This is a genomic window from Rhodococcus sp. WWJCD1 (assembly GCF_002258735.1).
GTDB lineage: Bacteria > Actinomycetota > Actinomycetes > Mycobacteriales > Mycobacteriaceae > Rhodococcoides.
This window is the reverse complement of record NZ_NOXY01000026.1, coordinates 245,122-263,930: the sequence shown is the minus strand read 5'-3', so window position 1 is coordinate 263,930 and position 18,809 is coordinate 245,122. Positions and strand designations below refer to the sequence as shown.

20 protein-coding genes and 2 tRNA genes are annotated in these 18,809 nt (G+C 63.9%); 7 read left to right on the top strand and 15 right to left on the bottom strand.

All coding sequences use genetic code 11. The features are described from left to right. Positions 1 to 113: 113 nt before the first annotated feature. From CH286_RS19340 to CH286_RS19330, 3 genes are all read right to left on the bottom strand, one after another. Positions 114 to 560, bottom strand: a complete 447-nt coding sequence (locus CH286_RS19340) for a cold-shock protein (protein ID WP_094610133.1) — start codon at positions 558 to 560, stop codon at positions 114 to 116. Positions 561 to 650: 90 nt separating this feature from the next. After that, positions 651 to 1,163, bottom strand: a complete 513-nt coding sequence (locus tag CH286_RS19335; RefSeq protein ID WP_094610105.1) for a DUF3145 domain-containing protein — start codon at positions 1,161 to 1,163, stop codon at positions 651 to 653. A gap of 144 nt (positions 1,164 to 1,307) precedes the next feature. Continuing rightward, positions 1,308 to 2,111, bottom strand: coding sequence for a serine hydrolase domain-containing protein (locus tag CH286_RS19330; RefSeq protein ID WP_094610104.1), 804 nt, complete (start codon positions 2,109 to 2,111; stop codon positions 1,308 to 1,310). Positions 2,112 to 2,194: 83 nt separating this feature from the next. Here CH286_RS19330 and CH286_RS19325 point away from each other — a divergent pair, with 83 nt between their 5' ends. From CH286_RS19325 to CH286_RS19315, 3 genes are all read left to right on the top strand, one after another. Further along, entirely contained in the window at positions 2,195 to 4,330 is a 2,136-nt protein-coding gene (locus tag CH286_RS19325; RefSeq protein WP_094610132.1) for a molybdopterin-dependent oxidoreductase, read from the top strand. Between the two features lie 69 nt (positions 4,331 to 4,399). After that, positions 4,400 to 4,476: transfer RNA gene (locus CH286_RS19320), tRNA-Ile, on the top strand. A gap of 129 nt (positions 4,477 to 4,605) precedes the next feature. Next, positions 4,606 to 5,226 carry a YdeI/OmpD-associated family protein gene (locus CH286_RS19315; protein WP_094610103.1) on the top strand — a complete coding sequence of 207 codons (621 nt, stop codon included), beginning with the start codon at positions 4,606 to 4,608 and terminating at the stop codon, positions 5,224 to 5,226. Positions 5,227 to 5,256: 30 nt separating this feature from the next. Here the strand turns inward: CH286_RS19315 and CH286_RS19310 are convergent, their stop codons facing one another. From CH286_RS19310 to CH286_RS19295, 4 genes are all read right to left on the bottom strand, one after another. Then, positions 5,257 to 5,841, bottom strand: a complete 585-nt coding sequence (locus CH286_RS19310) for a hypothetical protein (protein WP_141215878.1) — start codon at positions 5,839 to 5,841, stop codon at positions 5,257 to 5,259. Continuing rightward, positions 5,838 to 6,188 (bottom strand): hypothetical protein, encoded by a 351-nt coding sequence (locus tag CH286_RS19305; protein ID WP_037150975.1) that lies wholly within the window; start codon positions 6,186 to 6,188, stop codon positions 5,838 to 5,840. Before CH286_RS19305 ends, CH286_RS19310 begins: the two co-directional genes overlap by 4 nt. Further along, positions 6,185 to 7,975 carry a TIGR03767 family metallophosphoesterase gene (locus CH286_RS19300; protein ID WP_094610101.1) on the bottom strand — a complete coding sequence of 597 codons (1,791 nt, stop codon included), beginning with the start codon at positions 7,973 to 7,975 and terminating at the stop codon, positions 6,185 to 6,187. The genes CH286_RS19305 and CH286_RS19300 overlap by 4 nt, the downstream gene beginning before the upstream one ends. A gap of 104 nt (positions 7,976 to 8,079) precedes the next feature. Continuing rightward, positions 8,080 to 8,547, bottom strand: a complete 468-nt coding sequence (locus tag CH286_RS19295; RefSeq protein ID WP_094610100.1) for a universal stress protein — start codon at positions 8,545 to 8,547, stop codon at positions 8,080 to 8,082. 114 nt (positions 8,548 to 8,661) lie between these two features. Between CH286_RS19295 and CH286_RS19290 the strand changes: the two genes are divergently transcribed. After that, on the top strand, positions 8,662 to 9,384 hold the full coding sequence (locus CH286_RS19290; RefSeq protein WP_032402435.1) for a GAF and ANTAR domain-containing protein: 723 nt from the start codon (positions 8,662 to 8,664) through the stop codon (positions 9,382 to 9,384). Positions 9,385 to 9,394: 10 nt separating this feature from the next. Here CH286_RS19290 and CH286_RS19285 read toward each other — a convergent pair whose 3' ends face one another. From CH286_RS19285 to CH286_RS19275, 3 genes are read right to left on the bottom strand one after another with little or no spacing between them, the layout of a single operon-like run. Continuing rightward, complete coding sequence (locus CH286_RS19285) at positions 9,395 to 10,861, bottom strand: MFS transporter (RefSeq protein WP_094610099.1); 1,467 nt, start codon at positions 10,859 to 10,861, stop codon at positions 9,395 to 9,397. A gap of 55 nt (positions 10,862 to 10,916) precedes the next feature. After that, entirely contained in the window at positions 10,917 to 11,117 is a 201-nt protein-coding gene (locus tag CH286_RS19280; RefSeq protein ID WP_094610098.1) for a hypothetical protein, read from the bottom strand. Between the two features lie 53 nt (positions 11,118 to 11,170). Further along, positions 11,171 to 11,638, bottom strand: coding sequence for an NUDIX domain-containing protein (locus CH286_RS19275; protein WP_037150984.1), 468 nt, complete (start codon positions 11,636 to 11,638; stop codon positions 11,171 to 11,173). A 95-nt stretch (positions 11,639 to 11,733) separates the two neighbouring features. Here CH286_RS19275 and CH286_RS19270 point away from each other — a divergent pair, with 95 nt between their 5' ends. Both CH286_RS19270 and CH286_RS19265 read left to right on the top strand, forming a co-directional pair. Beyond that, the gene (locus CH286_RS19270; RefSeq protein WP_094610097.1) at positions 11,734 to 12,567 is read left to right on the top strand and encodes an oxidoreductase; all 834 of its coding nucleotides are present in this window, start codon (positions 11,734 to 11,736) and stop codon (positions 12,565 to 12,567) included. Positions 12,568 to 12,625: 58 nt separating this feature from the next. Further along, entirely contained in the window at positions 12,626 to 13,267 is a 642-nt protein-coding gene (locus CH286_RS19265; RefSeq protein ID WP_032379151.1) for a ScbR family autoregulator-binding transcription factor, read from the top strand. On the opposite strand, the gene CH286_RS19260 is transcribed toward CH286_RS19265, so the two are convergent. Both CH286_RS19260 and CH286_RS19255 read right to left on the bottom strand, forming a co-directional pair. Continuing rightward, positions 13,245 to 14,159 (bottom strand): AfsA-related hotdog domain-containing protein, encoded by a 915-nt coding sequence (locus tag CH286_RS19260; protein ID WP_037150986.1) that lies wholly within the window; start codon positions 14,157 to 14,159, stop codon positions 13,245 to 13,247. The two genes, CH286_RS19265 and CH286_RS19260, sit on opposite strands and share 23 nt — an antisense overlap. Before the next feature lie 224 nt (positions 14,160 to 14,383). Then, positions 14,384 to 14,456: transfer RNA gene (locus CH286_RS19255), tRNA-Asn, on the bottom strand. A 149-nt stretch (positions 14,457 to 14,605) separates the two neighbouring features. Here CH286_RS19255 and CH286_RS19250 point away from each other — a divergent pair. Next, positions 14,606 to 14,851 carry a hypothetical protein gene (locus tag CH286_RS19250; protein WP_032379567.1) on the top strand — a complete coding sequence of 82 codons (246 nt, stop codon included), beginning with the start codon at positions 14,606 to 14,608 and terminating at the stop codon, positions 14,849 to 14,851. On the opposite strand, the gene dnaG is transcribed toward CH286_RS19250, so the two are convergent. Genes dnaG through CH286_RS19235 form a run of 3 tightly spaced genes read right to left on the bottom strand, consistent with a single transcriptional unit; the run spans position 14,848 to position 18,799 of the window. Further along, entirely contained in the window at positions 14,848 to 16,764 is a 1,917-nt protein-coding gene (gene dnaG / locus CH286_RS19245; RefSeq protein ID WP_094610096.1) for a DNA primase, read from the bottom strand. The two genes, CH286_RS19250 and dnaG, sit on opposite strands and share 4 nt — an antisense overlap. A 42-nt stretch (positions 16,765 to 16,806) precedes the next feature. Continuing rightward, on the bottom strand, positions 16,807 to 18,081 hold the full coding sequence (locus tag CH286_RS19240; RefSeq protein ID WP_032402427.1) for a deoxyguanosinetriphosphate triphosphohydrolase: 1,275 nt from the start codon (positions 18,079 to 18,081) through the stop codon (positions 16,807 to 16,809). Between the two features lies 1 nt (position 18,082). After that, entirely contained in the window at positions 18,083 to 18,799 is a 717-nt protein-coding gene (locus CH286_RS19235; RefSeq protein WP_032402426.1) for a YdcF family protein, read from the bottom strand. Positions 18,800 to 18,809: the final 10 nt, after the last annotated feature.

The window sequence follows — 18,809 nt, the reverse complement described above, 5'->3', positions numbered from 1 at the left end:
CCGAATACCCCGCCCCGGTTGGGATCAATGCGACTTCGAGGCGCTCTGAGTGCAACAAAGCCGCATTCATTCAGCGCCCGGGCGGGCTCCAGGGTGGGCGGGCTACGCGTCGGTCAGCTTTCGATCCACTTGTGGTCGTGCGCCAGTCGCAGAATCGCTGATCGAATGTCGAGAATCTGCGCTGCAGTCAACGTCCCGTTGGCGGTCAGGAGAGCCTCGGTCAGTTCCGCGGTGAAGTCCCCCTCGGACAGCACGTCGCAGATGACGTCTTCGAGTTGTTGGTGTTCGCTGACCGGAATGTCGTGGAACGGCACGTCGGGCTTGCGTCGGGTGACCAGTGCGGTCGATGCCGGACCGTCGATGATCTGTACCTGGGTGGCCTTGAGGCCTCGGTCGCCCTCGACGGCGACGTATTCGACTCGAACCCCCGGCGCCAACAGTCTCTTGTCGAAGTCCAGATCGTTGACGTGAATGAACACGTCCTCGCCGCCCTCGTCCGGCGCTACGAATCCGTACCCCTTGAACTCGTCGAATCGAATCACTTTTCCAGTCGACAGCATCGAACTCACCACTCCACGGTCGTTCCCACATGCCTACCCAGGCACGCCCGCGAAACTACCGCGACACCCCGGCCCCAGCAACCCGGTCGGCTAACCGACGTCGCGGCTCAACCACGTCACTTCCGCTCCGGCACCACCGGTGCGGAACGGCTCGAGGGCAGCATCCCAGTCCGAGCCGAGAGCATGCTCCACGGCGGCAGTGAAATTCCCCTGGTTGTTTTCCATCAAGGCGCGCAGTCGCATCTCGCCGAGTACCACATCACCGTTCGCGCTCGTAGTGCCGCGCCACAGGCCCAATCCGGGTACGTGCGAGAACCGTTCGCCGTCGACGCCCTCACTGGCGTCCTCGGTCACCTCGAACCGCAGCATCTGCCACGAGCGCAGGATGCCGGCGAGCTTGGCCCCGGTACCGACCGGGCCCACCCAGTCGGTGGTGGCGCGGAGCTGACCATCGGAGGCAGGCTGCGCAGACCACTTCAAATTCGCACGGCAATTAAGGGCGTCGGTCAACGCCCATTCGACGTGCGGGCACAGAGCAGCGGGCGACGAGTGGATGTACACAACACCCGACGTCGCTTCTGCGAACTGATTCGATCCACGCATTGCACTACCTCCAGCTTCGACGAGGGACGTCTTCCCCAACGACCTCGACATGCTTCGGCTGGCTGCAGTGAATCAACGCGTGTGTGTACTAGTGTGCCCCGAGTTGCCCCTGTTGCGCCAGTGCAATCTGGGAACAGACGAGTTTCACCCTGCCAGCACGGCGTCGGACAGCTCCGGCCACAGCGGTTTGGCCCAGTCTCCGAACGCCCTGTCGGTCAACACCACGCATGCAGTGCGTACTGCCGGATCCACCCACAGGAACGTTCCAGCTTGCCCGAAGTGACCGAACGTGGACGGCGAGTTGTTGCTCCCGGTCCAGTGCGGGGTCTTCTCACCGCGCAGCTCGAACCCGAGCCCCCAGTCGCAGGGCTTGTGTGATCCGTAACCGGGCACGATTCCGTTGAGACCGGGAAACTGCACCTCCGTCGCCGACGCCAGTGTCTGCGACGCCAGGAGCGTCGGCGCGAGCAACTCGGTCGCGAACCTCGTCAGATCGGCGAGTGTGGAGCGGCCGCCGTGACCGGCCGATCCCGGCAGCGACGTGTTCGTCATCTGCAGGGGCTTGCACACGGCCTCGGCCAAGTAGTCGGGGAAGGCAATGCCTGCCTCGGTTTCGATCAATTCGGCCAACACCTCGAACCCGGCACTCGAATAGATCCGTTTGGTGCCGGCCGGTGCCTGGACTGTGCGGTCGCCGAACGCCAACCCCGACGCGTGCGCCAGCAGATGACGCACCGTCGAACCCTCCGGCCCTGCGGGCTGATCGAGTTCCACCGCACCCTCCTCGACGGCAACGAGGACCGCGTAAGCACTGAGCAGCTTGGTCACCGAGGCGAGTTCGTAGGCACTGTCGGCGTCGCCGACTTTCTCCCGAACACCGGAGTCGGTGACGACTGCGGCACTGACATGATCGACTGGCCACGAGGCTGTGAGATCGAGGGTAGGCACAACTCCAGAGCCTAATTGTCGGCCGATGACGGTGCCCCGGTCCCCCGCCGGGCTACTCTCGGTCCACAGGAATGGGAGATGCGATGTCGGTTGTGTATGGATCGTGCAATTTGTGCGAGGCGATCTGCGGGCTCGAGTTCACCGTGGAGAACGACGCAGTGGTGTCGATCCGGGGTGACGAGAAGGATCCACTCTCACGCGGCCACATCTGCCCCAAGGCACTGTCGTTGATCGATCTTCATGCCGATACCGATCGACTCACCACACCGGTCAAGCGGGTGGGCGACAAGTGGGAGAAGATCGGGTGGAGCGAGGCATACGACCTCGTCGTCGAGGGTCTCGTGTCGACGCGCAAGAAGTACGGGCGCAACGCGGTCGGCGTCTATCAGGGAAACCCCAACGTGCATTCGATGGGCGCGATGACGCACGGAATTCCGTTCACCTCGCTGCTGCGGACGCGCAATCGCTACTCCGCCACTTCGCTGGATCAGCTGCCACATCAGCTCGTCGACCATCTGCTGTACGGCCATCAGCTGCTGCTACCGATTCCGGACATCGATCGAACCGATTTCTTTCTCGTCCTCGGCGGTAATCCGATGGCGTCCAACGGCAGCATGATGACGGTGCCAGATTTCGCCAAGAGAGCGCGGGCACTGCGCAAACGGGGCGGCCGCCTGGTCGTGGTCGATCCACGCAAGACCGAGACCGCCGACATCGCCGACACTCACTTCTTCGTTCGGCCCGGCAGCGATGCACTGCTGCTGCTCGCGATGATTCACACCATCGTTGTCGACGGAGCCGTGAAGGTGGCCGACTACATCGACGGGGCCGATCGACTCGCGGAGTTCGTCGCGGAGTTCACCCCGGAGGCCGTCGCCCCCGTGGTCGGAATCTCGGCCGACGAGATCTCGACTCTCGCTCGTGATTTCGCCGCAGCGAAATCTGCCGTGGCGTATGGCCGAATGGGAGTGTCGACCCAACAATTCGGCACCGTGTGTCAGTGGGCCATTCAGGTGCTGAACATCGTGACGGGCAATCTCGATCGCCCAGGTGGTGCGATGGTGACCGATCCCGCGATCGATCTGATCTCGCAGGGCATCGTCGGCCGCGGCCACTTCGACAAGTGGCGCAGCCGCGTTCGGGATCTTCCCGAGTTCGCAGGCGAATACCCCTGTTCGACGCTTGTCGACGAGATCACCACCGAAGGTAAAGACCAGATCCGCGCGATGGCGGTGCTGTCCGGAAATCCGGTGTTGTCGATGCCCGGCGGCACCACCCTGAACGACGCGTTCGCGGCACTGGATTTCATGGTGTCGTTCGACTTCTACATCAACGAGACCTCGCGTCACGCACACGTGATTCTGCCGCCGACGATGTCGCTGGAACGCGATCATTACGACCTGATCTTCAATTCCTTCGCGGTACACAACACCGCGAAATACATGCCCGCGGTTCTGCCCAAGCAGGCTGACGCCAAGCATGATTGGGAGATCTTCCGAGATCTGTCGCTCCGCTACAAGAACCGCATGGCGGGTTCGACGGTCGATCGGCTGAAAGCACGAGTGAGCCCGAAGAGCATCATCGGCGAGGCCCGTCTGCGCCTGTCCCCTGCTCGCACTCTGGACATCTTGCTCCGTAGCCGACGAAAAGGGTTGTCGCTGAGGAAGCTTCGGGCCAATCCGCACGGCATCGACCTCGGCCCACTGCGTCCCGGCTTTCCGCAGAAGTTGAAGACGCGGGACAAGCGTGTCCAGTTGATTCAGGACGTGGTGGTCACCGAACTTCCCGCATTGGTGGACCTGATGCGTTCCAGCGCTGTTCCGAGTGGTGACGAGTTGTTGATGATCGGACGGCGGCACCTACGCAGCAACAACTCGTGGATGCACAACACTGCCCGGCTCACCAAAGGCAAAGCGCGACATCAGCTTCTGGCGCATCCGGACGACCTCGCGCATCGCTGTATCGAGGACGGATCGATGGTGTCGGTCACCTCCGCTGCCGGAACCGTCGATATCGAGGTGGCGGCATCGGAGAAGATGATGCCGGGCGTGGTGAGCATGCCGCACGGCTTCGGTCATCAGCGCCCCGGGGTCCAGTTGTCCGTCGCGACGACGGTGCAAGGACCGAGTGTCAACGACATCACCGACCCGGGCCGAGTCGACGCCGTCTCGGCCAATGCGATCCTCAACGGCGTCCCGGTGCAGGTCCGGGCGAAATAGCTCCCCCGATGCACCGTCGAGGCGACGCGATTCTGTACGATTCTGCAGGCTCGTACCTAGTACGCGCATGGGGCGGTAGCTCAGTCGGTTAGAGCCGTGGACTCATAATCCATTGGTCGCGGGTTCGAGCCCCGCCCGCCCCACCACGGTGTCGAAGTCCGGTGTTCGGGAACTTCACCCAACAATGCGGCAGCACACGCCCTCGACAACGAGCACACTGAGGAAATGCGGAACTGCAGCAGGGCAACACCGGCACGAGTCGATTGCGCGAGCACGTGACTGCGTCGGAATCTTTTTCGTCGGCATCCGATCACCCGGCAACGTGGAAATTCGACTACCCGATTTTTCACGCCGAAAGTCGGGCACAGTGGCGCACCTGGCTGGAACACAATCACGCTTCGACCCGAGGCATGTGGCTGGGTTCGTGGCGTAACACCACCGACCGCCCGCGCTGCCCGTACCCCGATGCCGTCGAGGAAGCCATCTGCTTCGGTTGGATCGATTCCACCGGCAGCAACCTCGACGACGAGCGCAGCCTGCAGCTGTTCACGCCGCGCAGGCCCAAGAGCCCGTGGACCCGTCTGAACCGACAACGCGCAGCCGATATGGAAGACAGCGGCCTCATGACCGAAGCAGGTCGCCGTGCCATCGCTGACGCGAAGTCCAACGGCTGGTGGACGATCGCCGATCAGGTCGAAGACCTCCAGGAACCGCTCGAGCTGACCACGGCGCTGGACCGAAACCCGAGCGCTCGGAGCACCTGGGACGGCTTTCCACCCAGCGCTCGCAAGCAGATGCTCTGGTGGATTGTCAGCGCCGTGCGAGACGACACTCGCGCAGGTCGAATCACTCAGGTCGTCGCCGAGGCCGCGGCAGGTCGACGAGCTCGCGGCTGAATCCCGGTCCGAGCGGCCGAAAGCCGGCGGTCACAGCAGCGTTGCCCTTCGGTACAGCCGCGACCAATAGACCAGCAGCACAGCGGCAGTGGTTCCGAACCACAACCACGTGAGGAACGCCGCCACGACACCGGTGACGAAGAAACCCAGTACGAGTGTCACCACCCAGCCGAGGACGTAGGCCAAAGTCGTGACGACTGCCGCGACTGCGCAACGCCCCGAGGACCGTTGGACTGTATGCAACGCACCGACGAACGGATTTCGGTGCCCGTCGACCGCGGCCGGAAGTAGCAGCAACGCAACCAGAATCACGATAGCCGGGAGCAGCGGGAAAAGGATTGCGAGCGCAACGGCCACCCCGGTCAGCCCCACGCACCACACCAGCACGACCGGCCGTCGCCACGCCCGGCTCAGCGCACCGGATGCGTTGCCGTCCACCACATCGAGTGCCGTCGACGCGGTGATCCACAGTGCAAGTATCACCGCCGCAACAGAAGCCAGAACCAATCCCGCGAAGCCGAGAGACGACGTCGGAACCGGATCCCCCAGCACAGTCAGCGCCTGAATCAGTGCCGACACGACCACCACGGCAGCCAGAACCACACTCCCCCTCACGGCGCACCGACCGTCGAATTGCGATCGAGCACGTCCTGCACGGAGCCCGAGTAGAGAACCTTCGTACCGACCTTGATCTCGACGGTGCTCGCGTCGTCCGACGTAGCCGAACCGGTAATCGTCTCGTTACCGGTTGTCTTTCCGGCACATTCGATATCGGCACCTGTACCCGAGCACACCGGCGCGACCAGTATCTCGATACCCTGCTCGAGCAGGACGTCGTTGACGGCGTAGCGCAGGTTTCCGAGCTCGGCTCCGCCGACCGGCGCAAGCGCTGCGGTCTGTGAGCACCCCGCGCAGACCACCACCGCAGACACGAGAAGGATCTTCCTGCGAACACTGTTCATCGGCCCTGCCTCGTCTCGTAGGCGATCAGTCTCGCGTGCTCGTCGAGGTGTTGCTGCTCGAGCGCGGCGTCGGTGATGGTGCTCAGGTCGAACGGCGCAGGCAGGAGCAGTTCGGTGTTGCGATCCAGACGCGATCCTCGTCGCATCAGCGGATTCTCGGCCCAGTCGTTGGCCGCTAGTTCACGGCTGCGCGACGCCAGATCCAGGTAACTGCCGCTGTTTCCGGGCGTGACCGGAGATGCGTGATCGAGCACCGTCGTGAACAGCGACAGAGTCCCGTCCCGGTTGTCGACGATCTCGACCACTTGCTGCTGCTGCGGAAAGTCGATGCACGACGCGGTGGTGATCTCCCAGAATCCGCGTCCGCCGCTGGAATGCGCCAAGATCTGGTTCTGGTGGGTGTGGCCGTTGAGCCAGCCGATCACCACCGGGTATTTCAACAGCAGATCGACGAATTCGTCTGCGCCGTAGAGCTTCACCGACTGACCTGGCCGCTGCGCCCGGTTCTCCAATGTCAGGCTGTTGTGGTGGGTGTAGATCAGCACCAACTTGTTCTCGGCCTGTGCTTGCTCCAATTGGGCGGTGAGCCAGTCGAATTGATTCTCGGGCACCGCACCGTCGGGCCCGGCGACGGCGTTGCAGGTGTCGAGTCCGAACGTGCGGATGTTCGGGGTGGGGTCTGCCGTCCACCAGGTCTCGCCCGAATCGAGGTTGTGTTGCGTGAAGCCGTGCCCGATCGGCCCCGGCGTCGGCGTGGTCTCGAAGTGCTCCTCCATGAACTCGCGTTGCTCGAACAGGTATCGCGCCGGATCGGCCGACACCGCCCGAAAGCCCGGTCGCGCACCGGATCCGACGCCGAGTGCGTCGACCATTCGCTGCAACGGACTTGCGGTCGACGCATAGCCGGCGAGAGCCGAGGTGGCCGTCGCCTCCAGGGTGTACGCCTTGCGACCACCGACGGCGAGGGCGTGCAGTTGCGAGGACAGATCGAACGTGCCGAGCAAGAGGGTGTCGTGATTTCCGTAGACCGAGTACCACGGCACGGGGAGTCCCACCGATTCGACGGTTCCCGACATCGCCTGGGTGAGAAGGTCGGGAAGCGTCGGGAATCCGTAGTCGCCGAACGACCCTCCCGACGGATCGCCCGGCCGATAGGCCCACTGCGCCTCCGGCCACGCCTGAACACCCTCGAAGACGTCCGCCGCGCCACTCGTGGGCCTCACCGGGACACCGTCGAGAACATCGATGTACCAGCGCAGTTCGAGATGGGAATGCATGTCGGCGCTGTCTCCGGTGACCACCGCGGCTCCCATCGGTGCCCCGGTGACCGGACTGATCCGTGCATCGGCGAAGGCCTTCACCATCGCGGCGGTGACGTGCACGGTCAGCGGATCCTGCGGATGGAATGCCGACCCCCACGCAGCGTGATCGGAGACGATCATGGGCTCGATCCGGCCTGGCGATTGGGCGTCGATGACATGCATGTCCGACAGGTGCCCGAGGTAGAGCAACGACCGCCGCGACTGCACCCGTGACGGCTGGGGTGCTCGGCCCAGAATGTCCAGCCGAGGCACATACGGCTCCCCGGGTGCGGCACCCAGGACGCGATACTGCCCAGGCCCGCTCGAGGATCGAAGAATCGTCTGCGCCAGCGTTCCGGTCGCGGTAGCACCCGCAGGCTGAGCGCGGGCAACGAAAGCCTGACCCAACACGTGGGGTGCGATTCCCCACACCGCCGCGAGAGTCCCCACGCGCGCCACAAATTGTCTACGCGAAAGCCCGGTCATGGAACTCCTCGGATCCGAAAACGGCACCACGTGCGCCTCGCATCCGACGAGGTGACTGCCTATTTTTACAGGGCAGGCCGCAGATCGGCTCGATTTCGCCTCGTTCAGGGCACCACGGTCACCGGCCACCGGCCTGCTTTGACCAACCGCACCGCCACCGAGCCTGCTATTCGATGTCCCGCGTTCTCCGACGCCCCCACGACGACGGCGTCGGTGCGCAATTGTTCTGCCACGGCAATCAGCCCGTTGTACGGATCTCCCTGCGCGGTACGAAACTCCCAGCGCACACGCTCTCGATCCCCGAACCGGGCAGCCGACGTTCTGATGTAGTCGAGCAACTCGTCTGCGATCTGCTGACCCGTTTCGACGAGTGAGATGCCGGCCTGGCCCCAGGACGCCGTGGCGATGGGTTGTACGTACACAAGTACCAGCAGCGATCGCTGTCTACGCGCGAGTCCTGCGGCGTAGGCGGCGGCACGCCAGGACGAATCGGACCCATCGACGCCCACCACGATCGATTTCGGTCCGTCGTGGCCGTACTCGAACCCGGTGGACTCCTGCGCATCGCTCACGACCTGAGGCTACTGCCGGTACCCGCCCGTTCGAACACCCCATGCGGTGGCGGTACGGTTGCTTCACATCGAGTACCGGTTGCTCGAACGATCACACAGGACGGGAGTTGCACAGTGAACGACGTCTCGCAGCACGACGGCCCGTCGACCGACCCGGCAACTGTGTTCGCCGCTCTGGCCGACATCGTGTACCGAGGCAGCAGCGCCGAGGCGATCTACACCGCGATCTGCAACGCCGCCGTACTGATCGTTCCGCATTGCGATCACGCCAGCCTGATGCTGATGCGCCACGGGAAGCCCGTCACTGTCGCAGCCTCGGACGACATCGCTCGCGTTGTCGACGATATCGAGCGCGCTACCGGCGAAGGTCCGTGCCTGGACGCGATCACCAGCGAGGCAGCCCAGCTCGAAGCCGACTTCCGCACTCCCACGCAGTGGCCTGCGATGGCTCGCGGTGTGTTGAACCGCACGCCGGTGCGCGGTGCCATGGGATTTCGGCTCAAGGTGGACGATCAGAAGGTGGGCGCGCTCAACCTGTTCACCGACCAGCCTGGTGTGTTCGACACCGACAGCGCGAGCAAGGCAATCATTCTGACGGCGTTCACAGCGGTCACCGTTGCCGCGGTCATGAATGGGCAGGAAGCGTCGACGCTTCGTGACGGACTCGAAAGCAACAGGGAGATCGGCAAAGCCATCGGTTTGATCATGGCTCTGCACGACGTGTCAGGCGACGAGGCCTTCGCCTTGCTGCGTAAGTCTTCCCAGGACTTGAACGTCAAGATTGCCGACCTCGCAGCGTCTGTCGTCGATCGGCACAGCAAGGGCTTGAAGAGCTGAGCAAGAGTGCTCAGCGCGCACCCTGAACCTTCTTGGGAAGTGCGAAGACCAGCGCCAGCGCCACCACACTGAAGGCTGCACTGACTGCCATCGCCATCGCTGCCCCGTGCAGAAAACCCGATCCGACGGTATCGGGACCGGTGATGGTCAACGACCCGAACAGCACGCTGCCGATCACGGCGATCCCGATCGCGGAGCCGACACGCTGCATCGTGGAGATCACCCCGCTCGCCGCTCCTGCGTCATCACGATCCACCGTCGCGACGATGAACTGCGCGTTGGGTGCAATGAAGGCTCCGTTGCCCAGGCCTGCGACGAACAGCGGAACCATCAGCGTCCAGTGCGAGATGGTGTCGGCCGAGCTGGTGGCCAGGATGACCCACAGCCAGATCAGTCCGATCGAGACCAATGACGCTCCGAGCACCAGAACGGTGCGACCGAGACGAATGGTCAGCCTGTTGCTCTGCGACGAGGCGATGATGCTGCCGATGGCGAACGGTATCGACACCAGGCCCGACGACAGAGCAGTGTTACCGAGTCCGGTCTGCCACAGCAGCGAGATGGTGAAGAAGATGCTGGTGAAGGCCGCGAAGTAGACGAGGGCGAGGATCACACCACCGGTGAACGCCGGGCGGGTGAACAGCCGCGGTGGCACCAGCGGACTGTGTCCACGGCCGGTGTGGATCACCTCCCACCACCCGAACGCTGCGATCAGCCCCAGACCAGCAGCGATCGTCATGTAAGTCCACAGCGGCCAACCCAGTTCTTGGCCCTCGATCAGAGGAACGAGTAGGGCTATCAGTCCTGCGGAGATGAGAACCAGTCCGAGCCAATCGATTCCGGGGCGGGACGTGGGGGCGGAATCATCCTTGTTCGGTAGCAATACAGCGGCAGCGACCAGACCGACGATTCCGATGGGCAGATTGACCCAGAAGACCAACCGCCACCCGTTCTCGTCGCCGAACGCCTGAATGATCAGGCCGCCGACGATGGGCCCCAGCGCAGTCGACACTCCGATGACGGCACCCATGATGGCAAAAGCCTTGCCTCGCACAGGCCCCGGAAACAGCAGCTGTATGAATGCGGTGACCGCGGGTACGAACATGCCGCCCGCCAGGCCCTGTACGACCCTGGCGACGACCAACTGCAGGTCGTCCTGCGCGAGACCACACGCGAAGCTCGCGACGGTGAACAACGCGAGGCCGGTGAAGAACACCCATTTGTGACCGACGCGGTCGCCTACCTTGCCCGCTGGAATCAGAGCCAGGCCGAATGCCAGTGCGTACCCCGAGATGATCCACGACAGAACCGATTCCGACGCATCCAACGTGGTGCTGATGGTCGGCAGAGCCACGTTCACGATGGTGGTGTCGAGCAATGCCATGAACATACCCAGCAACAGAACCACCAGCGCCTGCCAGGCGCGCTTGGGCACCTCGATCGCCGGTGGAGTTGCGGAGACACTGCGGTCGGTCACTGTGCTGCCCTTCGTAGTCGTAGCTGAGCAGTATCGGCCCACCGACCGATGGAGGCTAGCCGATCATGGCGGTGGCTGCGAACACCCACGACAGCCCCGCGGCCAACACAACGAACGCGGACGCGACGACGCGTCCGCCCCACCGTGTCTCCAGGAGCGAGCCGTCCACCACAGCCGTTTCCACCGGAGACGTTTCCACCATGGTCTGTGCGCTGGACGCATCCGTCGGCATCATGATCCACTTCCCACCCTGCATCTGCGAATCTCGTCATTTCCGGCCGCTGGATACCCCGGGCCCGCGTGCCGAAACTATCGCGATGCGACGATCGTCTCCACAGCGTCGAGAAACGGGTGCTGCGCCGCCAACAGCTTCGCTCTCGCCTGCTCGAGCCCGAACCACTCGATGCGGTCTACCTCGGGAAACGAGGCCATCACACCGGATTTCGGCGGCCACTCGATCTCGAATGTGTTGCTCACCGCATTCGAGACGTCCAGATCGGCTTCGACGCCGAAAGCGGTGACGATCTTTCCACCGCGCTGCGTGACGGTGCCGAGCTCCGCGTGTTCTCCGGCGGGCACATCCATCCCGACTTCCTCCCGAAACTCTCTGCGGGCCGCAGTCCACAGGTCTTCGCCTTCGATCGGGAGCCCTTTGACGATCGACCACGCTCCGTCGTCCTTGCGCGCCCAGAACGGTCCGCCGGGGTGTGCGATCAGGACCTCCGGACCGTCGGCACCCACGCGATACAACAGGATTCCTGCACTCGTATTGACCATGGCAAACAGGGTGCCATCAATTCGCTTGCTCCCCGTCGTCTCCCGTCACTACCGTTGTCGCGGCTCGCGATCGATCCCCCCGGAAGGCATACGAGATGGACACGACGTTGTCGAGCAGGGTCTGGTTGATCACCGGGGCCAGTTCGGGTTTCGGCCGCGAATTCGTTCGTGCCGCATTCGACGCGGGCGATCGGGTGGTCGCGACCGCCCGCAACGTTGCCGATCTCGAGGGGCCGGAGAGCGAGCGGTTGCTCCACGCTCGACTCGACGTGACCGAACAGGAATCGATCGATTCTGCGGTGGCCCACGCTCTCGGACGGTTCGGACGTATCGACGTCCTGGTCAACAATGCGGGCTACGGCCTGCTCGGCGCGTTCGAGGAGATCGACGACCGTCGGTTCCGCGACAACGTCGACGTCAATTTCTTCGGCCCGCTCGCCGTCACTCGGGCGGTGCTGCCCTCGATGCGGGCGCGACGACGCGGCCACATCGTGCAGATGTCCTCGGTCATCGGCGTGGTACCCGGTCCCGGTGGAACCGCTTATGCCGGGAGCAAATTCGCGCTGGAAGGATTTTCGGAAGCGCTTGCCGAGGAGGTGCGTCATCTCGGTATCGGAGTCACCATCGTCGAACCCGGCCCGTTCCGGACCGATGCAAGCGGCCGATCGATGCAGTGGGGAACGCCGCTGGACGACTACGCCGGACTGATCGGACCCGCTCGATCGGCGTTCGAGGCCACCCACGGCACGCAGACCGGAGACCCGCGCCGCGGAGCCGATGCCGTCTTGGCTGCAATTTCCTCCGACGCTCCTCCGCTTCGCCTACCGCTGGGCCCGACGTCCTTCGAGTGGATAGAGACCTACCTTCAGGATCGACTCGATCAGGTGCGGGCCGCTCGCCCCATGGGTTCCGACACCGACTACCGGTGAATCGCCGGTAACTTCCACACGCCGTGCCGTGAACCCGCGTAACAGCTATTGTCTACCGATGCAAGAGCGTGCAGCGTCCACCAGGCAGGCCGTACTCGAAGGAGCGGCCGCCAGCTTCGAGAAGTTCGGTTACGGCACAGCCAGTTTGAGCACCATCATCGCTCACGCCGGGGTGAGCAAAGGGGCGATGTACTTCCATTTCTCGTCCAAGGAAGAGTTGGCGCAGGCCGTGATCGACGCGCAACTGACGATGGCGGCAACTGCCACTGCCGTCATTGTCGACCACACCCCCAAGGCGCTCGATGCGTTGATTCTCGTCACCAAGGAGCTGGGACGTCAGCTGCAGACCGAGTCGATATCGCGTGGGGGCATGCGATTGACGCTGGAATCAGCCATCGCCGATGGTCCACACGCGGGGGCGTTCGAGGAGTGGATCGTCAAGATCGGCGATCTGATCGAGCGTGCCCAAGCCGAGGGGGACATCGTCGACGGCGTCGACCCGACCGCAGTGGGTCGGTACATCGTGTCGTCGTTCACCGGTGTGCACACTGTCTCGGAAATGGTGACCGGGCGCGCCGATCTCCAGCAGCGACTGACCGAGATGTGGCAGATATTGCTCCCCGCCGTCGTCCCGCGTCGACGCCTGCCGCGACTTCTCGCGCTCGCAGAGGACCCCGTTATCGACTGGAGCGATCGGTAGGAGCCAGCCACGGTTCGGACGTTGCCGTGACCGACATCGCCGACAGCACAGCACCGTCGTGCTCGAACTGGATGCGGTGCACGCCATCTGTGGAGTCGGTGTCGACGATGACCGAGCACGGGTTCGCCCACTCGGCGAACCCCATGAAGCGCACCTCGCACGACGTGAAGTCCAGCGTCGGCGTTCCGGTCGCCAGACGCAAGGCCTGACGCGCGGCCTCGAGCATGGTCACGCCGGGAAGATATTCGACGGAATGATCGAACATCGCCAGGTTACGAGGATCCGGTGCCACGACGATGGAGCCGTCGGAGGTGTGCCGTGCCAACACGACGTCGGAGGGATCGAGCCGTCCGACCTCAGAGGCCTCGACCACTTCGGTCCCGGCCGGCAGATACCGGAAGTGGGGGTCGGCCATCGACGAGGTGCGAAACTGCGAGTACACCTCGGGGCCGAGCGACCGTACCGACGCCGTTCCGAACGCAACGAGTCGGTCGCCGTTCAACAACCTGGCCGACAACTTCATGTTGTCCATCGACGTGTCGTCGAACGTCACGTCGGTCGTGATCGACTCGGCGACGAGCGAATCGTCGATCTCGTCGACCGACAGCGGATCGAGAATCTCGAAGCGAGAGTGCTCGATGAAGACGATGTGGTCGAGTGGCACTCCGTGATTGACGTGGCAGAAGAGGCTGATCGCTTGGCGCAGAGCCTCTGCCACCATCAACGAGTCGTGGGTGCGACGGACCGGAGCGAACATCCGATGGGAAGTCGGGAACTGAACAGCTGCCCGATGGGTTCCGTCCACCGTTTCGTAATCGGTCAACAACACGTCGGCCGGAGAACGCCGATGCACGAGGTGACGTGGAACGGTTGCTGCGTAACTCAAACTCATGAAGCCCCTTAAAACCGACCGATCCGGTTTTTTATAGCACTGTTGAGCCTCCCGGACCGCTCGTTCAGTATGTCGCGAACGACCGACAAAACCGGCATCGGTCGAATGGATTCATTCAATCGATATACAGCCAGGAGAGTCACGATCTGATAACCGACCGAGACCCTGGTACCACCGACCCGGACGACAAAAATCCCCGCCCGGAAAACCGGACGGGGATTGCGCTCCCCCACCTGGACTCGAACCAGGAACCCTTCGATTAACAGTCGAATGCTCTGCCAATTGAGCTATGGGGGATTACCTCGCGGCGTCACACTCTCGTGCGAGCCGTTGGAAACAATAGCGCACACACCCTGGTGAGTACCAAATCGCCCTGCTCGAGCGTCGCCGGAGCTCCGTCGGGCAAGATGGACCTACAGCCGCACGCTCTACGGAAGGACCCACTGATGATTCGTTTGGTACTGGCGGCTGGAGCTGCATATGTGCTCGGTGCCAAGGCCGGCCGGGGCCGGTACGAGCAGATTCGCAAGACGGCAAGCGCCGTTGCGTCGTCTCCGGCGACCAAGAAGGCCATCGAGGTCGGCCGCCAGAAGCTCTCCGATTCCCTCAACACCCAGCCCCGGCTCGAGCCGATGCAGCCGATCGACGACGAGACCCAGGTCTACGTTCCCCGCGATCAGCTACGTCGCTAACCGACCTCGGCGACACTTCCGACGGCGAGCTCGAGCAGACTACGGCGGTACTGCTCGAGGGCGATGAGATCGCCGAACAGCGCGTTGTAGTCGTCGGGCTTCTCGACCGGTGACATGCGCTGCAGCTTCGACTTGAGTTCTGCCACCTGCTGGCCGACCCACACTTCCTGCAGCCTCGCGAGTACACCCGAGATGTAGCGCGTGAGTGCGTCGTCGGCCACACGCATCGGGTCGACGGCCAGCTCGGTCACCAACGACACCACAACGGCATCCTTGGCCTGCTTGGCCACGGCGTCGACCCACTCCCCTCCGCCCAGTCCCGCGGCTGTACCCCCGGCAGCAGCCACCGCGTCGCGCACGGCCGCGTATGCCGGGTGATGAAAGCTCTCCGGCGGCAGCGAGTCGAACACCGTGCCCGCCATCGCAGGCATCTGCAGTACCGCCTTGAGAGCCTCCCGCTGCGGCCACAGAGACGGATCGGTGGGGTTCGGGCGCGGCGGCCCGGACGGAGCCTCGGTCGGCGTCGCCTGACGCTTCTCGAACGGCACACGCTTACCGCTGGTGTCGCCCCGAGCGCCCTTCTTCGCCTCGTCGCGCACGCGGGCGAGCACCATCGCTGTGTCGTCCCAGCCGGTCCAGCCGGCCAACTGCCGTGCGTACTCGTCCCGCAGCGACGCGTCCTTGATGCGCGCGACCACGGGCACGGTTCTTTTCAGGGCTTCGACGCGTCCCTCGGGGGTATCCAGATCATGTTCTCGCAGTAGCGATTTGACCACGAAGGCAAACATCGGGGTACGCCGGGCGACCAGATCGCGAACAGCGTTGTCGCCGGACTTCAAACGCAGGTCGCACGGGTCCATGCCGTCGGGCGCAACGGCGACGAAGGTCTGTCCGGCAATCTTCTGATCACCCTCGAATGCTTTCATGGCGGCGGCCTGCCCGGCATCGTCTCCGTCGAAGGTGTAGATCACTTCGCCGCGAAAGTAGCTGTCGTCCATCATCAATCGGCGCAGCATGGCCAGGTGGTCCTCGCCGAATGCGGTACCGCAGGACGCCACCGCCGTCTTGACCCCGGCCAGATGCATCGCCATCACGTCGGTGTAGCCCTCGACGATGACGGCCTGATGCGACTTCGCGATCTCCTTGCGCGCCAGGTCGAGACCGAACAACACCTGAGACTTCTTGTACAGCATGGTTTCCGGGGTGTTGATGTACTTACCCGGCATCGTGTCGTCGTCGAACAGTTTACGGGCACCGAAACCGATGACGTCGCCGCTCTGACTGCGAATCGGCCACACCAATCGGCGTCGGAAACGGTCGATGGGCGTGCCGCGCTTGCCGGGTGTCGCCAGGCCCGCGTCCACGATCTCCTTGGCCTCGAAGCCCTTGCCCAGCAGGTGTTTGGTGAGAGTGTCCCAACCGTCGGGTGCGTATCCGCAGCCGTAAGCCAATGCAGCGTGGCCGTCGAAGTTACGTTCGGTGAGGTAGTCACGTGCGGTCTGGGCGTCGGGGCCGCTGAGCCTACCCGCATAGAACTCCTGCGCTGCCGCGTTGGCAGCGATCAGACGCGCTCGGGTGCCGCGGTCACGTTGAACCGATGGCCCTCCGCCCTCGTAGGAGATCGAATAGTTCAGCCGGTCGGCGAGTTGCTCGACGGCCTCGACGAAGGAGATGTGTTCGATCTTCTGGAGGAAGGAGTAGGCATCACCTCCCTCGCCGCAACCGAAGCAGTGGTAATGACCGTGATTGGGTCGAACATGGAACGACGGCGATTTTTCGTCGTGGAAGGGGCACAACCCCTTCATGGAGTCGCCGCCCGCGCGCTTGAGGGAGACGTAGTCGCCGACGATGTCTTCGATCCGTGTGCGTTCGCGAATGGCGGCGATGTCGCGTTCAGGAATTCGGCCGGCCACGTGTGCAGTCTAGCGTCGAACCAGACACCCGACACCCGCCGATCAACCCCAGCTGGCCTGAGCTCCCAGCGAGCGCTTGTCGATCAGTTCGAGTCGACTTTCGGTGTACGAGGCGATCTGATCGACGACAACTCGGGTTCGTTCGGCGTCGCTTTCTGCGCGCTGCCAGGCCGGGACCAGGATGGGGTCCAGCTCCCCTGGTGCCGAGCGCAGCAACCACTCGGCGACGCGGTGGATTCGGTCACGTTGACGCTCCTGGCGGATCTTGTGTCCGGCGTCGGACATCACGTACCTCAGCGCCATGGTTTTGAGCAATGCAACTTCCGAGCCGACGATCGACGGCACCACCAGGTCGGCGTCGTACCGGCTCAACGGCGCGGTGCCGTACCTCTCGTGGGTGCCCTCGATGGCAGCTGTCGCGAAGCGCCCGACCAGTTCGCTCGTCATGTGCTTGAGTGCGACGGATGCTTCGAGGGTGCCGTCGTAGCGTCCGACGGCGATCACGACGGGCATCCTCGACAACCGGCTCGCAGCGTCGATCAACTCGTCGACATCGAGTCCGCGGAATTCCGAGACACCGAGTTCGGCGAGTGCGCGCTGCTCGATCGGGTCGGACAGCGCGCGTAGGTCGATGCGGGCGTCGATGACGCCGTCCTCGACATCGTGTACCGAGTAAGCAACGTCATCGGACCAATCCATGGTTTGCGCTTCGAGACACTTGTGCTTGTCCGGTGCAGTGTCACGTACCCAGCCCAGAATCGCGGAGTCGTCGTCGTAGGCACCGAATTTCGCGCCTGGTGCCGGCCGGATCCAGGGATACTTGGTCGCGGCGTCGAGAGATGCTCGGGTCAGGTTCAATCCCGCGCTGCGCCCATCGGCGTCGAGGATCTTCGGCTCGAGGCCGGTGAGAATGCGTAGGTTCTGCGCGTTGCCCTCGAACCCACCACAGTCCGTGGCCACTTCGTCGAGGGCCCGTTCACCGTTGTGGCCGTAGGGCGGATGGCCGATGTCGTGGGCCAAGCCTGCGAGATCGACCAGATCGGGGTCGCTGCCGAGGCCTTCGGCGATGCTGCGGCCGATCTGCGCGACTTCGAGCGAGTGCGTGAGCCGAGTTCGCGGAGTGTCGCCGTCCCGAGGCCCGGTCACCTGTGTCTTGTCTGCGAGACGGCGCAGTGCAGCGCAGTGCAACACCCGTGCCCGGTCGCGCGCGAAAGCACTTCGATGCGAGGCGTTGTTCGTTCCCGGTTTCAGGCCGGCGGTCTTCGGGGGTTCGGTGACGAATCGTTCGACGTCGTGCGCCGAGTAGGTGCCGGTCATGTCACTGGCCTGCCGTGTAGGAGAAGTCTGCCGTGAAGTGAGTCAGCTGGTACCACAGCAGTGCGCCTGTCTCCCTGGCAATTCCGTGTGCCTGTGACTCTCTGGTGTAGACGGCCGGTCCGGTACGCGTCGGTGAGGTCCATGCATCGAGCCCAGCGTCACGCGCCATGGTTCGAGTGCGCAGCGAATGCCACGGATCACTGACCAGCACCACCGACGACTTGCCCTCGTCGCGGAGTGTGTCGCTCACGGCCTCGATGCTCTCGAGCGTGTCCGAGCCGGTCTCGACGGCCACGATGGCGTCCGCCGGCACTCCCTGCTCGATCAGATAGTTGCGCCCCGACGCGGCCTCGGTGAACAGGTCACCTTCCTGCTTGCCGCCGACGGTGACGATCTCGGGGGCGATTCCTCGCTCGTACAGCGCCGCGGCCTGGGACAGTCGGGCCTCGAACACCGTCGAGGGTGTCCCGCTGTACTGCGCTGCACCCAGTACGACGATGGCGTCGGCCTTGGAGTAGTCGTCGATGCGAGCAACCTGCCACACCCGGACCGCAGTCCCTGCGACCAGCACCACCGCCATCAGGACCACTCCCGCGACCAGCCGACCGGTCCAGCGTCCCAGCGTTCCGAAGAAGCCGAGGCGCTCGGGACCGGGGTCCGAGGCATACCGATCGTCGTACGGGTCGCCGTACGGGTCTCGGTCGAGAGTTGAATTCACCCCTCGAGTT

What these genes read in the sequence shown, in the direction of transcription:
- CH286_RS19325 (WP_094610132.1), top strand. Translation starts at nt 2,195, where the DNA reads ATGTCGGTTGTGTATGGATCGTGCAATTTGTGCGAGGCGATCTGCGGG.
- CH286_RS19300 (WP_094610101.1), bottom strand. Translation starts at nt 7,975, where the DNA reads ATGACCGGGCTTTCGCGTAGACAATTTGTGGCGCGCGTGGGGACTCTC.
- CH286_RS19250 (WP_032379567.1), top strand. Translation starts at nt 14,606, where the DNA reads ATGATTCGTTTGGTACTGGCGGCTGGAGCTGCATATGTGCTCGGTGCC.
- CH286_RS19265 (WP_032379151.1), top strand. Translation starts at nt 12,626, where the DNA reads ATGCAAGAGCGTGCAGCGTCCACCAGGCAGGCCGTACTCGAAGGAGCG.
- CH286_RS19340 (WP_094610133.1), bottom strand. Translation starts at nt 560, where the DNA reads ATGCTGTCGACTGGAAAAGTGATTCGATTCGACGAGTTCAAGGGGTAC.
- CH286_RS19280 (WP_094610098.1), bottom strand. Translation starts at nt 11,117, where the DNA reads ATGCAGGGTGGGAAGTGGATCATGATGCCGACGGATGCGTCCAGCGCA.
- CH286_RS19275 (WP_037150984.1), bottom strand. Translation starts at nt 11,638, where the DNA reads ATGGTCAATACGAGTGCAGGAATCCTGTTGTATCGCGTGGGTGCCGAC.
- CH286_RS19260 (WP_037150986.1), bottom strand. Translation starts at nt 14,159, where the DNA reads ATGAGTTTGAGTTACGCAGCAACCGTTCCACGTCACCTCGTGCATCGG.
- CH286_RS19270 (WP_094610097.1), top strand. Translation starts at nt 11,734, where the DNA reads ATGGACACGACGTTGTCGAGCAGGGTCTGGTTGATCACCGGGGCCAGT.
- CH286_RS19240 (WP_032402427.1), bottom strand. Translation starts at nt 18,081, where the DNA reads ATGACCGGCACCTACTCGGCGCACGACGTCGAACGATTCGTCACCGAA.
- CH286_RS19305 (WP_037150975.1), bottom strand. Translation starts at nt 6,188, where the DNA reads ATGAACAGTGTTCGCAGGAAGATCCTTCTCGTGTCTGCGGTGGTGGTC.
- CH286_RS19335 (WP_094610105.1), bottom strand. Translation starts at nt 1,163, where the DNA reads ATGCGTGGATCGAATCAGTTCGCAGAAGCGACGTCGGGTGTTGTGTAC.